The sequence below is a fragment of the Geodermatophilus sp. URMC 64 genome, assembly GCF_053502555.1.
Genome location: NZ_CP199955.1, coordinates 3,937,201 through 3,958,163, shown reverse-complemented (window position 1 = coordinate 3,958,163; position 20,963 = coordinate 3,937,201). Strand labels below are relative to the sequence as shown.

The following is a 20,963-nucleotide window of genomic DNA, read 5'->3' as shown; positions in this document are numbered from 1 at the left end:
CGTGCCCCCTCTCAGAGCTGGCCGCCGGCGTCCACCACGTGGGTGGTGCCGGTGACGTAGCGGCCGTCGTCGGAGACGAGGTAGAGGACGGCGTTGGAGATGTCGACCGCCTCCAAGGCGGGGACGGGCATCTTGTTCAGCGTCAACGCCGCCTCCTCGAAGTCCGCCTTCGTCGGGTTCTCCAGATCCGGGCGGAAGAGCCGGTAGGTGGGCTCGTTGAGGATCATGTCCGTGGCCACGGTGGTCGGGTGGATCGTGTTCACGCGGATGTTCTGCGGTGCCAGTTCCTTGGCCAGCACCTTCGCCAGCATGACCAGACCTGCCTTGGCCGCCGAGTAATGCGCGGTGCCCGGGTTGGCGAAGATCGCGGCCAGCGAGCTGGTGATGACCACGGAGCCGCCGCGTCCACCGGCGATGATGTGGGGAACGGCGGCTCGCAGCGTCTTCCACACCCCGGTCAGGTTGACGTCGATCATCGTCTGCCAGGTCTCCTCGTCCATCTCCAGCGAGGGCGCGGGAGTGGAGATGCCGGCGTTGGCCAGGACGATGTCGAGGCGGCCCAGCTCGGCCACGCCCTCGTCGACCGCCTTGGTCAACCCGGCCAGATCGCGGACGTCGACCTCGGTCGCGACGATCCGCCGGTCCAGCGCCTCCACCTGGCGGACGGTCTCGGCCAGGTCCTCCGCGGTCGCCGTGGCGTAGGGAACCGTCTCCACCTGCCGGCAGACATCCACGGCGATGATGTCGGCGCCCTCCTCGGCCAGGCGTACCGCGTGGCTGCGGCCCTGCCCGCGCGCCGCCCCGGTGATGAAGGCGACCTTGCCCTCGACTCGGCCCATCGTGCGGTCCTCCGTTCCGTCGATCCGTCCCGCTGACGTGATCTGGGTCGCACGTTATGGCACTCGGTGTCATAACTGAAGACGTGGCGTCGGACGGCATCGGGGAAGATCTGCCCGTGGAGGGACGCGCGCCGATGCAGGGGAGCGGCGACCGGGGCGGGCGTCCTGCGATCACCACCGCGCACGAGGTCGCGGCGGTCGCCCAACGGCTGTTCATCAGCCAGGGGTTCGACCGGACGAGCATCGACGACATCGCCCGCGCCGCCGGGATCAGCCGCCGCACGTTCTTCCGCTACTTCCCGAGCAAGGCCGACGTCCTGTTCGTCGAGTCCCAGGCCGAGCTGGCCCGATTGCGCGAGGGCCTGCGGACGGCGCCCTCCGATGCGTCCTACCGCGACGTCGTCATGCGCGCGGTCCTGGCCGCATTGCGGCTGGCTCCCGAGGACCGCGAATGGGCGCTGCAGCGCGCGCAGCTGGTTCTCTCCGTGCCGGCCCTCCAGGCCCATGCCGCGGTTGTCTTCGCCAGGTGGCGGGGCACGGCCGCCCACTATGCCCGCGCACGCTTTCCCGGTGACGACCTGTTCGCCAGCGCCGTCGGGCACGCCGTCCTCGCCGCCACTCTCGCAGCTCACGAATTCTGGATCGCGCACCCGGAGGCAGAACTCGAGGACGTGCTGCGCGATGTCCTCGGCCTGCTGCTGCCGAAGGAGCCGGCCAGGAGCTGACAGCGTCGCAGGAGCTCGGCGCGACCGGTCGGCGCCCGCCCAGCTCGCTCGGACCCAGCGGGCATGGGGCAGCCGTGCGCTGCGGTCCGCGGACCCACGAGGCCCTCGGAGTCCCAGCATGCCGACCACCATCTACGTCGGTTGCTCGTGCACCCTTTATGCATCCAATATGGCCAACTGAGCCGACAACGGTCGTGGGTAGTCAATGGCCCGTCTGGCATGTGACCTGGTCAACCGTCCGCAGCCAATTCCCATCAACCGTGCCGAGATCAAATCGCAGGGTTATTGGTTCGAGTCCAATCGGGGGAGCCAGCAAGGCCAAGACGTGCGCGTATCGCAACGTCCAACGATAACCACGTGCATCCTTTATGCACTCAAAACTCAGGGCTTGCGGTGCATCCACCTGCGTCGGCTCTGCGAAGGGACGTCCAGGGTTCGGGCGGCTCCGGGGACGCGGTTGTGCTCGGGAGCTGACGGCGGCCCCCCCTCCTGACGGGTGGCGGAGCGGCCGGTCCGTGGCCGGGGCGACAGACTGACGCGCCCTCGCGAGGGCGACGAATCCGCGATGAACCAGTGCGGACGGACGGCCTGGCAGAGAGGGGGCCAGCGGGTCGAGTCCGCTCAGTTCCACCAGTCGGACGAGGCCGTGATCCACAGATGCGCGCTGCGGCCCTTCTCCGCGCCCGCGGAAGCACTCAGGGAGCCGGTGCCTCGTGCCTCACCCGTTCGACGGCCGGAGGTTGCCATGCTCCGTTCAGCGCCTCCGGCCGTGGGATGTAGAGGCGCAGCATCAGGTAGAACTCCGACTCAGGTGCGGGAAGCCAGTTCACGTCCGCGTCGGACGGCGGCCGGCGGGCGCTGACAACGATGGCGATCGTGCCGTCGGTCTGCCGGACCAGTCCGGGCGTGCGGTCGCTGATCGCGTACCGGTCGATCGGGTTCTCGACGAGGAACCCGTCATCGCCGTAGAGCGTGACCGACCAAAAGGCGTCGACGGGCGGCGGGGTGTCGGCGGGGAAGCTGATCCGGTAGCTCTGCCTTCCGTGCAGGGGCCGCCCCTCGCTGTCGAGGCGAGCGATCGGGTACAGCGCCTCCTCGGGCACGGTGACCACGATCTGGTCCTTGGCGACGCCCGCCCGGAGCAGGTGGTCGTCGCCGAACCGGGGTCCACGGCCGTTGGTTGTCCACCCGTTGACGTCCTCGCCCAGGCTCAGTGACTTGCGCCGGACGATCTCGGCGCCGTCGGCCAGTCCCCGCACGACGTCGTCCCGGGCCGACGGCGACAGTTGCTCCGGGCGGAATCCGGCGTTGGTGGTGAGGCCGATGCCGGCGAATGAGGCGACCAGCCCCCGGTCGGCCGGCTGCACCGCCCAATCGCGCAGCACGTTTCCCAGCTCGTGCAGGAACGACAACTCGGGCGGGGGAGCAGTCGCCGGGTCGACCAGCCGGCGCTGGTCCGGCACCGGGGGGACGGCGTCCCTGCCCTCCAGGTGATCGGGCAGGGTCCGCACGGTCAGCTGCCGCTGCAGCTCACGAACCTCGGCGAGATCGGCCGGATCGGCCGGGTCGAACAGGAACCTGGTCGGCAGGAGGCAGTAGCGGGTGGGGCTGTCGACGGCCAGCATCCCGGCCGGGATCGGCGTGTCGTCACCGGGCCCGCGAAGGAGGAGCGGGGGCAGGTGCGCCCCGTGCGTCCGCCGGCCGAAGGACTGCTCGGCGGAGGAGTCGGCGAACGCGATTTGCACCGTGTAGTAGCGCGATCCGCAGTCCGGCACCTCGACGACGAATGGCCCGCCGGCGAGATCCAGGCGCAGGGAGCTGTACAGCAGGTCGACGCTTGGGCCGACGCCCGCGCGGAAGCTCGGATCGGCGGGGACGGTCTGGTGGCCCCACCGGTTCAACGGCGCTCCCGTCGACGTCGGCGGGCGAGGGGCGAACGGATCGTCGGGGTTGGTGGTGTGCAGCCGGATCCGGGCCATGGCGACGAGGGGGAATCCCCACACGTAAGCGCGGACGGCGAGCCCGTAGGGATCGTGTCGCGGCACACCGAAGAGCTCCTCGTTCGAGGCTGCGTCCCAGAGTGACGTCGTCAGGGCGGTTGGGGTGGTGTCGTTCATGCGGGGCCCTTCCGGAGTGCGTCCGACCGGCGGATGCCCACGATGCGGAGGTCCGTGAGCTGGCGATACGGAGCCAGGATGTGAGGCTTGACACGAAGTAATTAACACCACTATAACTTTCATGTCCAGCCGATCGGGTGCCCGCTCAGATGCACCCGACGACGACCTCCATCCCTCCTCCTCCCTCCAGGAGATGTCCATGAAGTCATCCCGGGTCCTGGCCGCCGGTTCGGCCTTGTCCCTGTCCATCGCCCTCGCCGCGTGCGGCGGTAGCGACGCCGGCGGCTCCGGGGGCAGCAGCATCGAGACCGCGTCGGCCGGGGAACCCGTGACGCTGCAGGTCGCCTGCGCGAACGGCTTCGAGCACCTGCCCCGATTCGAGGCGGAGAAGCAGGGGTACGACGACGAGCAGAACCTGACCACCGAGTGCGTGCAGGTCAACACCGGCCCGGAGCAGTCCGCGGCGCTGCTGTCCGGCGACCTCGACGTCGCCATCATGAACGCCGCGAACCTCGCCCCACTGCTCGACCAGGGACAGGACCTCGTCGCATTCGGCGCGCTGCGCTCGGCGACCTACTGGGATCTGCTGGTCGACAAGGACTACGACCTGCCGAACGCCGGTGACGGCTGGGAGGGCGTGGTGAAGGACCTGGAAGGCGCCCGGTTCGGCGTGGTGGCTCGTGGCGCCGCGGCCGAGACGATCGCCACCGCCATGTTCAAGGCGGCGGGCGTCGATCCGGCGTCGGTCACCTTCATCGCGACCGGCCTGCCGAACACCACCCTCGCGGCTCTGGACGGGAACACCGTCGACGCCGCGCTCGTGTTCGAGCCCGGCGTGACGCTCGCGGTGGACCAGGGGATCGCCACCAACCCGTTCTCCCTGCAGGCCGGTGAAGGCCCCGAGGAGCTCGACCACCCCGACATGATGCTGGTCACCTCGCGGGCGAACGCCGAGCAGAGCGCCGACGCGCTCTGCCGCCTGACCCAGTCGTGGGACCAGGGCCTGGAGTACGTGCACGACGAGTCGAACCACGACGCCGTCGTCGCCGACACCGCCGAGCTGCTGTCCCTGGACGACAACGTGGCCGCCGACGTGGTCGACCGGGACGTCGACTTCCTGGCCGAGAGCACCGCCCTCGACGACGCCGGCATGGACAAGGCGTTCAAGCTTCTGGCCGACAACGGTTCGGCGAAGAAGGCCTACACCACCGACGACTACGCCGTGGAGGTGTGCTGACATGCCCGACACCATCCGGAAGGCGCCCCCCGTGCCAGCGACCCATCCCAACGGGACGACCGGTGCGCCGGCCGTGGAGCTGAAGGGCGTGAGCGTCCAGTTCCACGTGCCGGGCAAGGGCAACCTGCTGGCGGTCGACAACATCGACCTGACCGCCCAGCAGGGCGAGTTCGTCGCCATCGTCGGGCCCAGCGGCTGCGGGAAGACGACGGTGCTCAACATGCTGGCCGGCCTGATGAAGGCCAGCGCCGGCACGGTGAAGCGGCACGGCAACCCCGTCACCGGCCCGTCGCGGGACATCGGCTACATGCTGGCCCGGTCGGCGCTCACCCCGTGGCGCACCACGCGTCGCAACGTCGAGCTCGGCCTGGACATCCGCGGGATCCCGAAGGCGGAGCGCAAGGAGCGGGCGATGGAGCTGCTGCGGCTGCTGCGCATCGACCACTTCGCCGACGCCTACCCGTCGCAGCTCTCGCACGGCATGCAGCAGCGGGTCGCCATCGCCCGCACCCTGGCCATCGACCCCGACCTGTGGCTGATGGACGAGCCGTTCGGCGCGCTCGACGCGCAGACCCGGGTCAAGGTGCAGAGCGAGTTCCTCTCCCTGTGGGAGGGCAGCCCGAAGACGGTCATCTTCGTGACCCACGACCTCGCCGAGGCCGTGATGCTCGCGGACCGGGTCATCGTCATGACCGCCCGGCCCGCCAAGATCAAGGTCGACGTGCGGGTGGACGTGGAGCGCCCCCGCCGGCCGGCCGACCAGTTGTTCGACGCCCGGCTCGAGAAGATCGAGCGGGCCGTCTGGGAGGAGCTGCGCAGTGAGCTCGTCTAGCGGCACGGCCACCGTGCCCGACCCGAAGACGGCGGTGGAGACCACCCCCCGCCCGGCCGAGCGCCGCGGCCTCACGGCGCGGCTCGTCAAGGCCGACAAGCCGGTGTGGATCGGCCGGCTCGTCGTCCTGGTCCTGCTCCTGCTGGTCTGGCACGTCGCGGTCACCGAAGGCTGGGTGCTGGAGCTCTACGCCGCCACGCCCGCCGAGACGTTCCAGCGACTGTTCGAGCTCCTCGGGGACCCGGCGTTCTGGAACAACCTGCGGGTCACCCTGCAGGAGACCGTGGTCGGCTGGGCCCTCGGGTCCGTGCTGGGACTGATCGTGGGACTCCTGCTGGGACGGTGGCAGCGCGCGGCCCGGGTCCTCGATCCGTACCTGATCTTCATGAACGCCACCCCGAAGATCGCGCTCGCGCCGTTCTTCATCCTCTGGTTCGGCATCGACCAGACCTCGAAGGTGATGCTCGCGGCGACGATCGTCTTCTTCATCGTCCAGGTGCCGACCCAGGCCTCGGTCTCGCTCGTGCAACCTGACCTGGACACCGTCGCCACCACGATGGGCGCGACCGAGCTGCAGAAGTTCCGCATGGTGGTGCTGCCCGGCATCATGCCGTCGGTGTTCGGGGCGCTGCGGCTGGCGCTGGTGTACTCGCTGCTCGCCGTCGTCCTCGGGGAGTTCATCTCCTCCCGCCAAGGGCTGGGGCAGGCGCTGATCACGTCGACCAACCAGTTCGACATGCCGACGGCGTTCGCGCTGCTGATCGTGCTGGCCCTGCTGGCGGTGCTGATCAACATCGGGCTGGCCGCGGTGGAGAACCACTTCTCCCGGTGGAAGTCGGCCGATCTGCGCGGGAAGACGGTGTCGATGTGAGCCGCGCCCGCCGCGCCCCGCAGCGGGGCCGTCCCCCCGCTGCCGACAGCGCCCGCCGCCGGCACGACATCCTCGTCGCCGCCCGCCGCCGGTTCGCCGCGCAGGGGTACGCCGCAACGACGCTGTCGGCGATCGCCAAGGACGCCGGCATCACCCTCGCCGCGCTGTACCACTACTTCGACGACAAGACCGCGCTCTACGAGGCCGTCTTCGACGCCTCCATCGAGATCCTGTGGAACGGCATCGAGAGTCAGGCCGCGAAGTCGGGGCTGGCGGGCGCCCGCCTCGTGGCGCTCGTGGACACGATCGAGCGGGCCGCTACCCGCATGGACGACGAGACGCAGTCCACCCAGATGTTCCTGACCACCGTGCCTCTCGACGCCATGCGGCACCCGGAACTGCGTCATCTGCTCGACAAGCGGGCGGAGATCCAGGAGCGGCAGATCCGGCGGATCGTGGCACCCGCCTTCGACGCCGGCGAGCTGCCGGCCTTCGCGGACATCAACACCGCCGTCGCCGCCGTGCGGATCCTGATCATGGGATGGGGGATCGAGAACTACTACCTCCACGACGACACGGTGAGCGGGAACATCCGCGAGGCGGCGGAGGTGCTGCTCAAGCAGATGGTCAAGCCGGCACTCCGGGCCGTGGACGACGACGCCGCGGCGGGTGCCGGATGAACGCCACGCACCCGACGCCGGCCCGGCCCCGATCCACGGTGCCGGTCGCGCTGCCCTTCCGCCCACCGGTCACCCCCGCCGACCTCGACGAGGCCTGGTTCACCGCGGCGCTCGGGCTGCCGGCCACCGGCGATTGCGCCCTGGCCGGCGTGCGCCTGGAGCGGGTCGGCAGCACCCGCGGCCACCTCGGCTCGTCCTACCGGGCCGAGCTGGAGTACCGCGACCGGCCGGCGGGGGCACCGCGGTCCGTCGTCGTCAAGCTGCCGGCCGAGGGCGAGGGGTCCCGGGCGACCGCCCAGCGCGGCCGGCTGTACGAGCGGGAGTACCGGTTCTTCACCGAACTGGCGCCGCACACCGACGTGCGGGCCCCCGGGTGCTTCGCGGCCGGCTACGACGAGGCCACCGACACCTTCGCCCTCGTGCTCGAGGACGTCAGCAGCAGCGTCGAGGTGGACCAGCTCGTCGGCTGCCCCGTCGACCTGGCCGAGCGGACCCTGCGCGAGCTGGCGCGCCTGCACGCCAGCTGGTGGCGCCGCGAGCAGCTCTACGACCACGCTTGGCTGACGACCTTCGCGAGCGCCGACCGGCTGGCGAACCTGAGCCGGCTGATGCGCGAGGGCTGGCCCGTGCTCTGCACGGCGGCAGAGGAGCGGCTGGGCCCCGATGCCCGGCGGATCGGGGCGGCGGTGCTGGAGTTCCTGCCCCGCGGGCTGGCGGCCCTCGACGCGCACCCGCAGACGCTCGTGCACGGCGACCCCCGGCTGGACAACCTGATGTTCGACGCCGGAGCGGCGCGGGCGCCGATCGTGCTGCTCGACTGGCAGAACGTCTCCCGCGGCGCCCCGACCTCCGACGTCGCCTACTTCTTGGCGCAGAGCCTGACCGTGGCGGACCTGCGCGCCCACGGCGAGGACCTGCTCGCCGGGTACCACGCCGAGCTCGAGGGGCACGGGGTCACCGACTTCCCGCTCGCCGAGTTGTCGCAGGCCCTGCGGCAGGCACTGCCGGTGTCGTTTGCCGTCGCGGCCTCGCTCGCCGTGCTCGCCGACCTCACCGACGCGCGCGTCCACGAGCTCGCCGTCGGCATGGGGGAGCGCGCCCTCGCGGCCGCCGAGCAGATGGGCCTGCTGCACGAGCTGCGGCTGGCCTGACCTCTGCACGACCATCCCTCGGCGGCACCGCCGAGGCCGGATCCGCACGCGCCCACATCGCGGAGGAGGAACGGATGACGCAGCTACGACCGCCGCCCGTGCGCCGCTACCCCGAGCAGCCGGTGCCGAGCTACGAGCTGTCCCTCGTCGACCAGTGGGAGCCGATCGACCAGGTCGAGATCCTGCCGGCCGATCCTGCCCTGCGCCGGGCGTGGAGCCGTTCGCTCGCCGTGGACGCCGTCGTCTACGGGCTGCCGGCCGCGCTGCAGTACGCCGAGATGTACGCCCAGACCGTCGACCGGACCGGTGACCGGTACACCGGCTTCAACGCCTTCGCGCATGACCGCGCGCTCGCCGGCCCCGACTACGTCGCGTTCACGACGCCGAACGCGGACACCCTGTACTCCAACGCCTGGCTGGACCTCGGCGACGGGCCGGTGCTGCTCGATCTTCCGCCGTTCGGGGCGCGGTACTACACCGCGAACTTCCTCGACATGTACAGCAACGCGACCAACCTGAGCACCCGGACCGTGGGTCCGGACGGTGGCCGCTTCCTGGTGGCGACGACGGACTGGGCGGGAGAGGTCCCGGACGGCGCCAGTCTGTTCCGGGTCGCGACCCGGCACATGTGGATCCTGCTGCGGATCTTCGTCGACGGCACCGACGCGGACCTGGCGGAGGCCCATCGGCTGCAGGACCGGGTGACGCTCACGCCGATCTACGACGACGCGTCCGACAGCGAGCCCCCGGCCTTCCCGGCCGCCACTCCAGCAACCGTGCGCAGCGACTGGCGCATCTTCTTCGCGGCGCTGGACGCCGTCCTGCGCACGAGCGGCCGGCCCGTACAGGACGACGCGCTCACCTACCGCTTCCGCTCGCTCGGCATCGGCGGGCGCAGCCCCTTCGACGCTGACGCGCTCGACGAGCAGGTCCGGGAGGGGCTGCGGGAGGGCTTCGCCGACGGCATGGCGCTCGTGCAGGGCTGCCGCGCGCAGCTCGGGAACCCGATCCCCGGCGCCGGCTGGAACCGCGGCACGGCGGGCGCCTACGGGCTCAACTACCTGCGGCGCGCAGCCGCCAACCACGTCGGCCTGGGCGCGACCACCCCGGTGGAGAACCAGGCGTTCACCACGTTCCGGGACGCGGCGGGGGAGCCGCTGGACGGCACCCGCGGCGACTACGCGGTGGAGCTGGCGCCCCCGCCTCCGGTCGGCGCCTTCTGGTCGCTGACCGTCTACGACGCCCGCACCCAGGCGCTGGTCCCGAACGAGCTGGGCCGCCACGTCGTCAACAGCGCGACGCCGGGCCTGCGGTACGACGCCGGAGGGTCGCTGCGGCTGACCGTCTCCGCCGAGCGGCCGGTCGACCCGGCCTCCTGGCTACCGGCCCCGGCCGGTCCCTTCTACGTGGTCATCCGCGCGTACCTGCCGCTGGACGACGTCCGCGCGGGGCGGTGGCAGCCCCGGCCGGTGCGCCGGCTGCCGATCGCCGAGTAGCTCCCGGAAACCCCATGCAGAGAAGGAGCAGCAGCAGATGAACGCACAGCCCGAGTCCGGCGCGTACGCCGGCTTCCAGGGCAAGGTCGGCCGGGTCTTCGCGACGTCGGAGTCCTGGTGGCCGCCGCGGCCGACGGCGCCGGAGGGCGCCCCGAACGTCGTCATCGTGCTCGCCGACGACCTTGGCTTCTCCGACCTCGGCTGCTACGGCTCGGAGATCCCGACCCCGAACATCGACGCGTTCGCCGCCGAGGGGCTGCGTTACACCAACTTCCACGTCGCGCCGCTGTGCTCACCGACCCGGGCGGCGCTGATGACCGGCCGCAACCCGCATGCGGCCGGCGTGGGCTACGTCGCGCACGTCGACCCCGGCTTCCCCGGCTACGCCTCGGAGCTGCCGGAGAACCAGCCGTCGCTGGCGGAGGTGATGCGGGCCAACGGCTACAGCACCTTCATGCTCGGCAAGTGGCACCTGTGCAAGGAGCAGGACATGTCCGAGGCCGGCAACCGGTCCTCATGGCCGCTGCAGCGCGGGTTCGACGAGTTCTACGGATTTCTCGAGGCGCTGACCAACTTCCACCACCCGCACCGGATGTACGACGGCAACAGCGTCGTCGACGTCGATGAATACCCCGAGGGCTACTACCTCACCGACGACCTGACCGACCGGGCTGAGCGGATGATCCGCGCGCAGAAGGCGGCCAACCCGGAGAAGCCCTTCTTCATGTACTTCGCGCACGGCGCCGTGCACGCGCCGCTGCACGCCAAGCGGGAGGACATCGAGGCCTTCCGCGGCTGGTACGAGAAGGGCTGGGACGCCCTGCGCGAGGAGCGTTTCACCCGGCAGCAGGCCAACGGCATCGTCCCCGACGGCACCCGGCTGCCCCCGCGCAACAGCGAGCCGGGGGAGGACGTCCGGCCCTGGGACGAGCTCTCCAACAAGGAGAAGCGGCTCTACGCCCGGTACATGGAGGTCTACGCCGGGATGGTCTCCAGCATCGACCAGAGCGTCGGCCGGCTGCGCCGCGTGCTGGAGGAGCTCGGCCAGCTGGAGAACACGATCTTCCTGTTCACCAGCGACAACGGTGCCTCCCGCGAGGGCAAGTCGTCGGGGACGACGGCGTACTTCCGCGACGGCGGCAGCCGCACGCGGGAGGTGACCGAGGCCGTCCTGGACGAGGCGCTGGAGAAGATCGACGACATCGGCGGGCCCACCACCTGGCCGCACTACCCCCGCGGCTGGGCGATGGCGTGCAACACCCCGTTCCGGCTGTACAAGATCACCACGTTCGCCGGCGGGCACCAGGTGCCGCTCGTCGTCTCGTGGCCGCGGCGCATCGACGGCGGCGGGCAGGTCGTCCGTCGCCAGTACGCGCACATCACCGACGTGCTCCCCACGCTCGTCGACATGATCGGCCTGACCCTGCCCACCCAGCGCAACGGGCTCGACGCTCGGCCGCTCGCCGGCACCAGCCTGCGGCCGAGCATCGAGGACCCGTCGGTGCCCACCGCGCACACCGAGCAGTACTTCGAGTGCATCGGCAACCGGGCCTACTACCGGGACGGTTGGGAGGTCGTGACCTTCCACCGGGCGCTCACGCCGTTCGCCGAGGACCGCTGGCAGCTGTTCCACACCGCCGAGGACCCGACGCAGATCGAGGACCTCGCCGAGCGCCACCCGGAGCTGGTCAAGGAGCTCTCCTCGGCGTGGGAGGACGCCGCCTGGGACAACCAGGTCTTCCCGCTCTACGAGGGCAACCGGCTGAAGTACTACCTCAAGCCGCCGGGTCTCGACGTCTTCAGCCGACCTGTTCGGCTCACGCCCGGCGTGCCCACGCTGGAGCGGTGGCGGGCCGCGCAGCTGATCACGGGGCGCTCGTTCCGGATTGTCGTCGACTGGTCCTACCGGCGAGGTGACCAGGGCATCGTCGTCGCGCACGGCGGCCAGGAGGCGGGTTACGTGCTCTACGTCGAGGACGGCGCGCTGCACTTCCTGCAGAACCAGCACGGGACGCCGAAGGCGCTGCCGGCGGTGCCGATGCCCGAGGCGAGCAGCAGCGTCGTCGTCGACGTCACGGCGCCGGGCGGCGGGGCCTGGGACGTGGACCTGACCGTCGACGGCGAAAGCCGGGTCCGCGGTGGCGGCTTCGTGCAGCTGTCGGGGTTCCTGCCGTTCGAGGGCATCGACGTCGGCCTCGACCGCCGTTCGCCGGTGTCGTGGGAGCTCTATCAGCGGCACCGCAGCTTCCCGTTCACCGGCGCGCTGACCGCGGTCACCTACGAGCCGGGCGAGGTCTCGCCGGACGCCGCTCAGCGGCTGATCGACGAGGCCCGGCGGGTCGGCATCGGGCTCGAGTGAGATGAGCCCGACCCAGACGGAGAGCATGGTTCGCGTCCCCGGCGGCGCGTTCGCCATGGGATCCGACGCGCACTACGCCGACGAGGCCCCCGTCCACCGGCGCGACGTCGACGCGTTCCTGCTCGACGTCGCGCCGGTCACCAACCGGGAGTTCCGGCGGTTCGTCGAGGCGACCGGGTACGTGACCGACGCCGAGCGGGTGCCTTCGGCGGCGGACTACCCGGGGGTGCCGCCGGCCTTGCTGGTCCCGGGGTCAGCGGTGTTCCGCCGTCCCTCCGGCGGTGTCGACCTCGACGTCCCGACGTGGTGGGAGTACGTGCCCGGCGCCTGCTGGCACGCCCCCGAGGGCCCGAGCAGCGACATCGACGACCGGCTCGACCACCCGGTGGTTCAGGTGAGCCTGCACGACGCGCAGGCCTACTCGGCCTGGTGCGGCAAGCGGCTGCCGACCGAGGCCGAGTGGGAACGCGCGGCCTGGGCCGGGACGGACGCCGAGTTCGCCTGGGGCGACGAGCTGCGCCCCGGCGGACGGTGGATGGCCAACACCTGGCCCGGGCCGTCGTTCCCCGAGGTCGCCGATCCCGACCGCGAGCCGGGCACCTCGGCGGTCGGCTCGTTCCCGCCGAACGCCTGGGGCCTGCTCGACCTGATCGGCAACGTCTGGGAGTGGACCACCGACCGCTACGAACCCGGCCACAGCGTCGCCGGCGCCTGCTGCGGCGCACCCCGACCGGCTGTCGTCGACCCGCTGCACCTCGGCCCGCCCCTCATGGTGCTCAAGGGCGGCTCGTTCCTCTGCGCCGAGAACTACTGCCGCCGTTACCGACCGGCCGCCCGCATCCCGCAGGCCGCCGACAGCTCCGCCAGCAACGTGGGCTTCCGCTGCGCGGCCGACCCGGATCCCCAGGAGGACCTCCCATGACTCTGCTCGAGAACAAGGCGGCGTTCGTCACCGGCGGCTCGGCCGGCATCGGCCGGGCCATCGTCGAGGCGTACCTCGCCCAGGGTGCCCGCGTCGTCGTCGGCAGCCGCAACCCCGAGGTGGGGCAGAAGCTGCTCGCCGAGCTCGACGCCGGCGATGCGCTGCACTTCGTGCCGACCGACGTCACCCAGCAGGCCGACGTCGAGGCGCTGGTCGACCGCACCGTCGAGCTGCTCGGCGGCCTCGACATCGCCGTGCTCAACGCCGGCGGGGTCGGTACCTCGGCGCCGATCCTGCGGATGAGCGACGAGGAGTGGCGGTTCGAGCTGGACATCAACCTCAACCACACCTTCTGGGGCATGCGCGCCGCCCTGCGGCACATGACCGAGCAGGGCTCCGGCCGGGTCATCACGATGTCCTCGATCGAGGGCAAGCACGCCAAAGCCGGCGTCGCGGGCTATGTCGCGAACAAGCACGCCATCAATGGCCTGACCAAGGCCGTGGCCAAGGAGGTGGGACCTTCCGGCGTCACCGTCAACGCGATCTGCCCGGGCCTGGTCCTCACCGACCTCCCGAAGTCCAGGGACGGTCAGGGCCTCGGCGTCGGCAGCTTCCAGGCGGTCATCGACCTGTACACCCGTGAGGCGGCGCTGCAGCGGACGGTGACCGTCGAGGAGGTCGCCGCGGCGGCGGTGTTCCTAGCGTCCGACGCGGCCTCGGGCATCACCGGCACGCTGCTCTCCGTCGACGGCGGCACCGCCCACTACTGAGCCCGCCGCACCACCGCGGACCGCCCACGTTTCTCCGCCCGGAATCGCTCCTCGAGACGTCTTGGGACCTGATCATGAACGCGACCCTGTTCCCCGAGTTGTGCCGCCAGCTCGGTTACGACCCAGCGAGTGTTCTGAGCCTGCGGGTCAACCGCCGTCGGGCCGTCGTCGTCTTCACCGATCCTTCGGGTGCCTTGTGCCATGCGGTTCATGCGCAGGTGGAGGAAACGCCTCGCGTGAGCGTGACGGTCCGCGAGGGCTGAGCCGGCCAGGACGGCACACTGCTGACGCCGCCCAGGGACACTGCGCGGCCGGAACAGGGGAGGAACCCACGAGCACGACGAGCGAAGACCTGCGCGATCGCCGCTTTCCGCGGCACGTGTATGGGGTGGGGGAGGAGCCGGATCCGCGGTTCAGCCTGGCCAACGAACGCACCTTCCTGGCCTGGATCCGCACGTCGCTGGCCCTGTCCGCGGCCGGAGTGGCCCTCGAGGCGCTCGACCTGCCTGTCGCTCCGGGGCTGCGCCTGGCGTGCGCCCTGGTGCTCGTCGGCCTGGGAATCCTCGCGCCGGTCCAGGCGTGGACCGGCTGGACGGCGACGGAACGGGCCATGAGGAAGGGGAGACCGTTGCCGTCTCCCCTCCTCAGCCCGCTGATCGCCGTCGGGACGTTGGCGGCGGGCGTGCTTCTGCTGCTGGGTTTCCTCCTGCGGTGAGCCGCGCCGCGGACCGCGTCTTCGACGCCGGGTTGCAGGCTGAACGCACCGCCCTCGCGTGGCGGCGGACCAGCCTCGCCATGGCTGTGGCGGCGGTGGGCGCCGGCCGGCTGGCCGCGCCGGCAATCGGCGCGTTCGCCGTCGCGCTCGCCGGCCTAGGCCTTCTGCAGGCCCTGACGGTCAGCGTCGCCGCTCGGCGCCGCTATCGGAGCGTTCACCGTTCGCTGGTCGAGCGTTCGGACCTCACCGATGTCCGCCGTGGCGCATTGCCTATGGCGTCCCTCGCGACGAGCGGCGTCCTCGTCGGCCTGCTGGCCATGGCGTTCGTGGCCAGTTCGCAGACCGGACCGGGCTGAGTCCCGGTCGCAGAGCGAGCTCGACCGCGGGAGCGCGTGCACCCTTTATGCATCCAATATGGCCGTCAACGGCCAAAGGAAACCGTCTCGACCAATCGAGGACTCTCCGTTTGACCTGCTCAGTCGACGTTCACCGATGACAGCCAATCATTCCAAGATCAAGTCGCCAGTTACTGGTTCTGCCCTCGGCAGGAACTAACGACAGGTGGTCAACGGCCAGAGCGATACGCATTTCGGCGATGGGCGACATCGACGACGGTCACTGTGCGGATGTCGCCGTCGATGCGGTAGATGACCCGGTAAGTGCCGCGGCGCGCGCTGTGCCGGTCCTCCAATGGGGGTCGAAGCCGCTTGCCGACCCGGTGAGGGTTGTGCAGTAGCGGGCCGGTGATGAACTCGTACGCGGCCGCGGCGACTGCCTGGGGCAGGTTCTCGGTGAGCTGGCGGCGGGCGGTCGGCGTGATCGCCAGGTCGTAGGGTGCTGGCTCCTCGGTCACGAACCGGAGCCGAGGCGGCGGCGCATGGCCGCGCCCAGCTCCTCGCGCGTCTCTACTTCGCCGCGGGCCAGCTCGGCGTCCGAGGCGTGCAGTCGGCGCATCGTGTCGGCGTCGGCCAGGATCTCGATCGTCTCCTCGAGGGACTCGAGGTCCTCTGTCGCCACCAGGACGGCCGACGGCTTTCCGTGGACCGTCACGTAGACCCGCTCGTGCTGGCCGCTGACCCGGGCCACCAGGGCAGACAGGTGCGCTTTGGCGTCAGCCAGCGACAACGTCGTCATGGTCACAAGTATGACCAGACGAGCCTGCGTCGTCCAGAAGGAGGCCATGAGGGGCCGCCCGGGACTGCGCGGCCCCCTCCCGGTCCTCGACGATCCGTCGGACGGTCGTTGGGTCGATCCGGCGGCTGGCGTGTGGTGCCACGATGGTGGCCTCACGATCCCGTTCAGGGTCGTACGCAGGGGTCCGGAGACGACGCAGCCCTCTGACCTGCGCAGATGAACGTCGGCGTAGCGCTTCGGACCCCCTCAGCCGCCCTGGCAGTAGGCGACGCCGGCTGGACCGCGCGGCCTCTTCTCGCCGCGAACGCAACTGATGAGCGTGGCTAAAGGCGAGCTGTCGTGGTTGCAGTTGTGGTTGCAGTTCGGGCCGTCCGCGGTTGTGCGCAGATGTCCGTGGCCGTCCATGAGCCCACTTCAACCCGCTTACGGAACGGCGGCGAACCGCCATGAACGCGATCATGACGGCCTAGCAGTGTGGACCTCCTGCACGGGACCCAGCCGTGTCGAGGCAGAAGCGCGTCGTGGGCTGCCCATGGCGCGCCCACGCCTGCCAACAAGGGCGACGACGCCAGCGTGGAACGTCTGGGGCCTCGATCTCGACCCCTGGGCCAGGCGACACCCGTGCTTTCTGGCGACGAACTTACGACGAATAATCAACCGCAATCTATACTTTTCAGTCAATATTCGTTCAGATCGAATGCCCTTGTGAACTGCAGTTTCCGTTGTGGATCAACGCTGTTCAACACCTTTGGCGCGTTCTCGCAGGGTTGTTGGTTCGAGTCCAATCGGGGAGCAACACCTTTGTGCGAGCTCGGCTGATCCTTGACGAATCGGGTTCGGCTGATACTTGACACCGTCTCGGCCGTCCGCGGGGACCGTGGAAGACCGTCAGTCCCGCTGGCCTCGGCAAACGAACTTTGAGGGATCCTGGCGCGCCACACTCAGCCGCTCTGGCAGTGAGGGATCAAGGGCCGCCGCTGCCCCTCACCTAGTCGACAGGGCAGGCTGCCCGCCGCGGAGAAGGGTGCGGCTGCCGTCGTCATGGCTGTGCCTCAGGCAAGGTGGAGGGCCCTCCCGCCTAGGGGTCTGACGCATCCGAAATGGCCCTCAGCGCCGCTTGTCAGCCGGCTCAGCCCAAGCGCCGACAGGATGTCTTGGCCGCCCAGGCGGAAGCGTCCAAGATCAAACCGCAGGGAGCTCTATCCGCGCGGTCACGCCGAAGTGGTCCGAAGCCCACAGCGGCGGTGGGGTGGACCGGAACGGCTCGTCGCCGGTGCGCGCCACCCCGGTGACGGGCAAGTCCTCGGAGGTGAGGACGAGGTCGATGCGCATGTTGTCGCGCCCGACCGCGTCGGCGAGCGACGGGGCCTGGCAGCACGTCGACCCGCGGTCAGTCTTTCGCGCCGACGTCCACGCGTCGTCGAGGACCGCCGTCAGGTTCTGGTAGGTGGGCGAGAGGGCGCCATCGGCAGGTGCGTTGAAGTCGCCGAGCGCGATCACCGGGTAAGGGCTCTCGGCGATCATCGCCAGGAACTCATCCGCCTGCCGTTCCTGGGCCCCGCCGGTGACCGGATCAGCCACCTCGAGGTGGGTGGCGAAGATCCGAACCGGCGTCGTCGCCGGGTCGGGCCGGTAGTCGATCGAGACCCAGCCGCGGGTGGAGGTGCCCGGTCCGATCAGGAAGGGCTCGCTGAACTGCGCGGTGTAGTGACCGTGCCGCGGGTTGGTGAAGCTGTCCGCCAGGTCGGCCCGCACCATGAGCACGTCACGGTCGGTGAGCCTCAGATCGACGAGGCCGCCTCCGGGGCCCTGTCGCGGAAACTCGACGTCGACGCCCGTCGACGTGGCCACCGAGATGTAAGGGACGCCGCGAGCGGTCAACTCACCCTGGAGGAGCTCGAGGAAGTCGAGGGCCACATCGGTCGCATTCGGGATGGGCTGCGTCAGGACGTCGCCGGGCGACTGATCGCGCCAGAGGGTGACCTCCTGCAGACCGACGACATCCGGACCGGCCTGCGTGATCTCGTCGGCGAGCGCCCCGGCCCTGGTCGGGAAGTCGCTCGCGAGCAGGGTGGCCCACGCCTGGCTCCCGGCCGCCACGAGCTCCGACCACGACGACGCCCGGAAGACGTCGCCCATGCCCGTGCCGACGTACAAGTTGCGCGTCATGACGGTGATCTGCACGTTCTCTGCAACCTGAGGGTCCTCAGGTGCCACCGCGACGCAGGCAGTCAGCGTCGCAGTCAGCACCGAGCCGATGGCGAGCAGAGACCGGATGACGACCGAACATGCTCGGTCCGAAGTCATGGCGGCCTCCAGGGCTGCTGAACCTAGGCCCGCCGGGACCCGGAGGAAAGGCCGGTGCTGCCTCCCTGCCGGTTCCGTGTGCGCCTGCGCGGGGCCGACCAGCGCGGGCGGTGTTGGTGGCGTGCTCGGAGATGGCGCTCGATGGCCTGGACGGCGAACACGTTGGGTGCTCTCACGGTCACCATTGCGGCTTCGGGCGCCGAGGAAAGGAGGAGGGCATCACGGCAATGCGCACGGACGGAGCTGAGCTGATGGACCAGAGGGGGCGACTCCTGGGCGACCGGTACCGGCTGGAGTCGGTCCTGGCAACCGGCGGCATGGGCCGGGTCTGGCGGGCTCAGGACACGCTGCTCCAGCGGCCGGTCGCGGTGAAGGTGCTGCGCGCTGAGCTGACCGCGGACCCGTCGTTGCTGGGCCGGTTCCGCGCGGAGGCGCAGCACGCGGCCCGGTTGAACCACCCGTCGATCGCCGCCGTCCACGACTACGGGGAGACCGTCGACCCCGTCAGCGGTGCACCTGTGGCGTACCTGGTCCTGGAGCTGGTCCCGGGAGAGTCGCTGTCCGACCTGCTGGCCCGGGTGCGACGCCTCGACGTCCCCATGGCGCTGCGGATCGTGCGGCAGACCGCCGATGCACTGAGCGCCGCCCACGCGGCGGGGGTGGTGCATCGCGACGTCAAGCCGGGCAACGTGCTCATCACGCCGGTCGGCGACGTGAAGATCACCGACTTCGGCATCGCCCGGTCGGCGTCCAGCGTGCAGCTGACCAGGACCGGCGAGGTCATCGGCACGCCCCACTACCTCGCCCCCGAGCAGGCGCAAGGAGCCGAGGCCACGCCGGCGAGCGACGTCTACTCGCTGGGGGTCGTCGCCTACGAGTGCCTCTGCGGACGGCGCCCGTTCGAGGCGGAGAACTCCGTGCAGGTCGCGGCGATGCAGATCCGCGAGGCCCCGCCGCCGCTGCCGATGGGCATCCCCGAGGACGTCCGCCGGCTCGTGGAACGGGCGATGGCCAAGGACCCCGCCACGCGCTTCCCGGACGGGGCTGCCTTCCGGGACGCCGTCGACGCGCTCGGCTCCCCGGCGATCGCGACGCGCCAGGAGACGATGGTCCTGCCGAGCGCGGCGGCCCCGGCGACCGCCGTGCTACCGCGGGTCGAAGCTGCTACGGCGCCTGCCAACGCCCCCGCTGCGCCGCATGTCTCCGGCGCAGCGGGGGCGCCAGGCGCCCGACCGTGGCTGATCGTCGCCGGGTCGGCGCTGCTGACGCTCGTCGTCCTCGTCGTCCTGCTGGGCGTGTTCGGCAGCGGTGAGGAGTCGGCGGCCGCGACTGCGGCGCCGGCGTCCTCGGCGCCGTCGTCGGAGTCGGCTGGGCCGACCGCTGTCGAGGTGGCGGCCGGGGAGCTCGTCGGCCGTCCGCTAGTCGAGGTGCAGACGCGGCTGACCGCGCAGGGGCTGCGGGTGCACCCGCGGACGATCGCGACCGGGGACGTTCCGGCAGGGCAGGTGATCGCCGTGGACCCCGTCGGTCCGGTCGCGCCGGGCGGAAGCGTCACGGTGACCTACGCCGTCGCGCCGGCCGTGCAGGCGGACGGGGAGGACGGCAACGGCGACGGGAACGCACGTGGGAACGGTCGCGGGAATGGCCGCGGTGTCGGCGAGGACGACTGACCGGCAGTCCCGCACTGGCCTCGCCGTCGTCATGTCTGCCGCCTGACGACGTCGTTCAGGCGGCCTTTCCGTGGTGCCGGGGTGGTGGCCGAACGACGGGGTGCGCGGTCGTCCGCACGGATGCCTTGACGACCGGGAGTTCCGCGGACACTCGCAGCCGTGGCGGCGCTTGCCCTCAGCACGAGTCGCGGACGGATCGTCCGCGGCTTGCCTCCGGACGCACCGGTGCGTAGCTGCGGCAGCAGGAGCTGCAGCGCCTCCCGGCCGACTGCTGCGAAGTCCGGCCGCACCGTGGTCAGCGGCGGCGTGAAGTGTTCCGCCTCCGGGACGTCGTCGAAGCCGATGACGGCGACTCGGCCGGGGACGTCGAGGCCGTGTTCGTGCAGCGCGGCCAGCACGCCCAGGGCGAGGCAGTCGCCCGCCGCGAAGACGGCGGTGACGCCGGGCAGCTCCCGCAGCACCCGGCCGGCGACGTAGCCGGCCGCAGCGCTCCAGTCGGCAGCCGGCACGACCGGCGGCGGCTGCGCACCCGCCTCCTGCAGGGCCAGCCGCCACCCCGCGGCGCGTTCCGAGCCGTCCCAGCAGTCCGCCGGCCCCGCGACGTGCCAGACGGTCTCGTGCCCGGCGGCCAGCAGGTGCTCGGTCGCCTCGCGGGCCCCCGCCGCCTGGTCGACCCGGACGGCGGGGTAGGGGCCGGCGGGGACGCCGAGGCCGATGACCGGCACGCCGACGTCCAGCTCGTCCAGCGGCACCTGCACCGCGAGGCCGGCGACGCCGCAGTCGAGCAGCCGCCCCGCCGCCGCCCGCGCCTCCGCCGGGTCGCCGGCCGGCACGTTCGCCACCTGGACGGCCAGCCCCGCGCGAGCGGCGGCTCGCTCGAAGCCGGCGAGGGTTTCGGCGGGACCGTAGGAGGTGAGCCGCGTGGTGACCACCCCGAGCACGTCCGCTCGCCCGGTGACCAACGCGCGAGCGGCCCAGCTCGGCCGGTAGTGCAGCTCGGCGATCGCCGCTTCCACCCGCCGCCGGGCACCCTCGCTCACCAGCGGCGAGCCGTTGAGGACCCGGGACACGGTCTGCCGCGAGACGCTCGCGCGACGGCCGACGTCCTCGATGCTCGGGCGTCGTCCGGTCACGGCCG

20 protein-coding genes are annotated in these 20,963 nt (G+C 71.1%); 14 read left to right on the top strand and 6 right to left on the bottom strand.

Features of this window, described 5'->3' with window-relative positions:
- Positions 1-11 precede the first annotated feature (11 nt).
- On the bottom strand, positions 12-839 hold the full coding sequence (locus tag ACWIYF_RS19235; RefSeq protein WP_448624440.1) for a mycofactocin-coupled SDR family oxidoreductase: 828 nt from the start codon (positions 837-839) through the stop codon (positions 12-14).
- Positions 840-895: 56 nt separating this feature from the next.
- On the opposite strand from ACWIYF_RS19235, the gene ACWIYF_RS19230 reads away from it, so the two are divergent.
- Complete coding sequence (locus ACWIYF_RS19230; protein WP_448624439.1) at positions 896-1,564, top strand: acyl-CoA-like ligand-binding transcription factor; 669 nt, start codon at positions 896-898, stop codon at positions 1,562-1,564.
- A gap of 695 nt (positions 1,565-2,259) precedes the next feature.
- Here the strand turns inward: ACWIYF_RS19230 and ACWIYF_RS19225 are convergent.
- Entirely contained in the window at positions 2,260-3,609 is a 1,350-nt protein-coding gene (locus ACWIYF_RS19225; RefSeq protein WP_448624438.1) for a DUF1254 domain-containing protein, read from the bottom strand.
- Between the two features lie 271 nt (positions 3,610-3,880).
- Between ACWIYF_RS19225 and ACWIYF_RS19220 the strand changes: the two genes are divergently transcribed.
- The 12 genes from ACWIYF_RS19220 to ACWIYF_RS19165 all read left to right on the top strand — a co-directional run bounded on the left by ACWIYF_RS19220 (position 3,881) and on the right by ACWIYF_RS19165 (position 15,070).
- Positions 3,881-4,918, top strand: coding sequence for an ABC transporter substrate-binding protein (locus ACWIYF_RS19220; RefSeq protein ID WP_448624437.1), 1,038 nt, complete (start codon positions 3,881-3,883; stop codon positions 4,916-4,918).
- A 1-nt stretch (position 4,919) separates the two neighbouring features.
- On the top strand, positions 4,920-5,750 hold the full coding sequence (locus ACWIYF_RS19215; protein WP_448624436.1) for an ABC transporter ATP-binding protein: 831 nt from the start codon (positions 4,920-4,922) through the stop codon (positions 5,748-5,750).
- On the top strand, positions 5,737-6,621 hold the full coding sequence (locus tag ACWIYF_RS19210; RefSeq protein ID WP_448624435.1) for an ABC transporter permease: 885 nt from the start codon (positions 5,737-5,739) through the stop codon (positions 6,619-6,621). Before ACWIYF_RS19215 ends, ACWIYF_RS19210 begins: the two co-directional genes overlap by 14 nt.
- Entirely contained in the window at positions 6,618-7,301 is a 684-nt protein-coding gene (locus ACWIYF_RS19205) for a TetR/AcrR family transcriptional regulator (protein ID WP_448624434.1), read from the top strand. Before ACWIYF_RS19210 ends, ACWIYF_RS19205 begins: the two co-directional genes overlap by 4 nt.
- Positions 7,298-8,452 (top strand): phosphotransferase, encoded by a 1,155-nt coding sequence (locus ACWIYF_RS19200; RefSeq protein WP_448624433.1) that lies wholly within the window; start codon positions 7,298-7,300, stop codon positions 8,450-8,452. The genes ACWIYF_RS19205 and ACWIYF_RS19200 overlap by 4 nt, the downstream gene beginning before the upstream one ends.
- A gap of 74 nt (positions 8,453-8,526) precedes the next feature.
- A complete protein-coding gene (locus tag ACWIYF_RS19195; RefSeq protein ID WP_448624432.1) occupies positions 8,527-9,948 on the top strand; it encodes a DUF1254 domain-containing protein in 1,422 nt (473 codons plus the stop codon).
- Between the two features lie 37 nt (positions 9,949-9,985).
- Entirely contained in the window at positions 9,986-12,307 is a 2,322-nt protein-coding gene (locus tag ACWIYF_RS19190; protein ID WP_448624431.1) for an arylsulfatase, read from the top strand.
- Between the two features lies 1 nt (position 12,308).
- Positions 12,309-13,229, top strand: coding sequence for a formylglycine-generating enzyme family protein (locus ACWIYF_RS19185; protein WP_448624430.1), 921 nt, complete (start codon positions 12,309-12,311; stop codon positions 13,227-13,229).
- Positions 13,226-13,999 carry an SDR family NAD(P)-dependent oxidoreductase gene (locus ACWIYF_RS19180; RefSeq protein ID WP_448624429.1) on the top strand — a complete coding sequence of 258 codons (774 nt, stop codon included), beginning with the start codon at positions 13,226-13,228 and terminating at the stop codon, positions 13,997-13,999. The genes ACWIYF_RS19185 and ACWIYF_RS19180 overlap by 4 nt, the downstream gene beginning before the upstream one ends.
- 74 nt (positions 14,000-14,073) lie before the next feature.
- A complete protein-coding gene (locus tag ACWIYF_RS19175) occupies positions 14,074-14,262 on the top strand; it encodes a hypothetical protein (RefSeq protein ID WP_448624428.1) in 189 nt (62 codons plus the stop codon).
- A gap of 125 nt (positions 14,263-14,387) precedes the next feature.
- Positions 14,388-14,714, top strand: a complete 327-nt coding sequence (locus ACWIYF_RS19170; RefSeq protein ID WP_448624427.1) for a YidH family protein — start codon at positions 14,388-14,390, stop codon at positions 14,712-14,714.
- Complete coding sequence (locus tag ACWIYF_RS19165) at positions 14,711-15,070, top strand: DUF202 domain-containing protein (RefSeq protein WP_448624426.1); 360 nt, start codon at positions 14,711-14,713, stop codon at positions 15,068-15,070. Before ACWIYF_RS19170 ends, ACWIYF_RS19165 begins: the two co-directional genes overlap by 4 nt.
- Positions 15,071-15,279: 209 nt before the next feature.
- Here the strand turns inward: ACWIYF_RS19165 and ACWIYF_RS19160 are convergent, their stop codons facing one another.
- The 3 genes from ACWIYF_RS19160 to ACWIYF_RS19150 form a co-directional block, all read right to left on the bottom strand.
- Complete coding sequence (locus ACWIYF_RS19160; protein WP_448624425.1) at positions 15,280-15,567, bottom strand: type II toxin-antitoxin system RelE family toxin; 288 nt, start codon at positions 15,565-15,567, stop codon at positions 15,280-15,282.
- Positions 15,564-15,848 (bottom strand): type II toxin-antitoxin system Phd/YefM family antitoxin, encoded by a 285-nt coding sequence (locus tag ACWIYF_RS19155; RefSeq protein ID WP_448624424.1) that lies wholly within the window; start codon positions 15,846-15,848, stop codon positions 15,564-15,566. Before ACWIYF_RS19155 ends, ACWIYF_RS19160 begins: the two co-directional genes overlap by 4 nt.
- A 1,182-nt stretch (positions 15,849-17,030) precedes the next feature.
- A complete protein-coding gene (locus ACWIYF_RS19150) occupies positions 17,031-18,155 on the bottom strand; it encodes an endonuclease/exonuclease/phosphatase family protein (protein ID WP_448624423.1) in 1,125 nt (374 codons plus the stop codon).
- Positions 18,156-18,406: 251 nt separating this feature from the next.
- On the opposite strand from ACWIYF_RS19150, the gene ACWIYF_RS19145 reads away from it, so the two are divergent.
- On the top strand, positions 18,407-19,825 hold the full coding sequence (locus tag ACWIYF_RS19145; protein WP_448624422.1) for a serine/threonine protein kinase: 1,419 nt from the start codon (positions 18,407-18,409) through the stop codon (positions 19,823-19,825).
- Positions 19,826-19,854: 29 nt separating this feature from the next.
- Here ACWIYF_RS19145 and ACWIYF_RS19140 read toward each other — a convergent pair whose 3' ends face one another.
- Positions 19,855-20,958, bottom strand: coding sequence for a LacI family DNA-binding transcriptional regulator (locus ACWIYF_RS19140; RefSeq protein WP_448624421.1), 1,104 nt, complete (start codon positions 20,956-20,958; stop codon positions 19,855-19,857).
- Positions 20,959-20,963: the final 5 nt, after the last annotated feature.

Coding starts and splice junctions, on each gene's coding strand:
- ACWIYF_RS19180 (WP_448624429.1), top strand. CDS start 13,226: ATGACTCTGCTCGAGAACAAGGCGGCGTTCGTCACCGGCGGCTCGGCC.
- ACWIYF_RS19220 (WP_448624437.1), top strand. CDS start 3,881: ATGAAGTCATCCCGGGTCCTGGCCGCCGGTTCGGCCTTGTCCCTGTCC.
- ACWIYF_RS19185 (WP_448624430.1), top strand. CDS start 12,309: ATGAGCCCGACCCAGACGGAGAGCATGGTTCGCGTCCCCGGCGGCGCG.
- ACWIYF_RS19155 (WP_448624424.1), bottom strand. CDS start 15,848: ATGACGACGTTGTCGCTGGCTGACGCCAAAGCGCACCTGTCTGCCCTG.
- ACWIYF_RS19215 (WP_448624436.1), top strand. CDS start 4,920: ATGCCCGACACCATCCGGAAGGCGCCCCCCGTGCCAGCGACCCATCCC.
- ACWIYF_RS19200 (WP_448624433.1), top strand. CDS start 7,298: ATGAACGCCACGCACCCGACGCCGGCCCGGCCCCGATCCACGGTGCCG.
- ACWIYF_RS19235 (WP_448624440.1), bottom strand. CDS start 839: ATGGGCCGAGTCGAGGGCAAGGTCGCCTTCATCACCGGGGCGGCGCGC.
- ACWIYF_RS19230 (WP_448624439.1), top strand. CDS start 896: ATGGCACTCGGTGTCATAACTGAAGACGTGGCGTCGGACGGCATCGGG.
- ACWIYF_RS19190 (WP_448624431.1), top strand. CDS start 9,986: ATGAACGCACAGCCCGAGTCCGGCGCGTACGCCGGCTTCCAGGGCAAG.
- ACWIYF_RS19145 (WP_448624422.1), top strand. CDS start 18,407: ATGGACCAGAGGGGGCGACTCCTGGGCGACCGGTACCGGCTGGAGTCG.
- ACWIYF_RS19175 (WP_448624428.1), top strand. CDS start 14,074: ATGAACGCGACCCTGTTCCCCGAGTTGTGCCGCCAGCTCGGTTACGAC.
- ACWIYF_RS19195 (WP_448624432.1), top strand. CDS start 8,527: ATGACGCAGCTACGACCGCCGCCCGTGCGCCGCTACCCCGAGCAGCCG.
- ACWIYF_RS19150 (WP_448624423.1), bottom strand. CDS start 18,155: ATGACTTCGGACCGAGCATGTTCGGTCGTCATCCGGTCTCTGCTCGCC.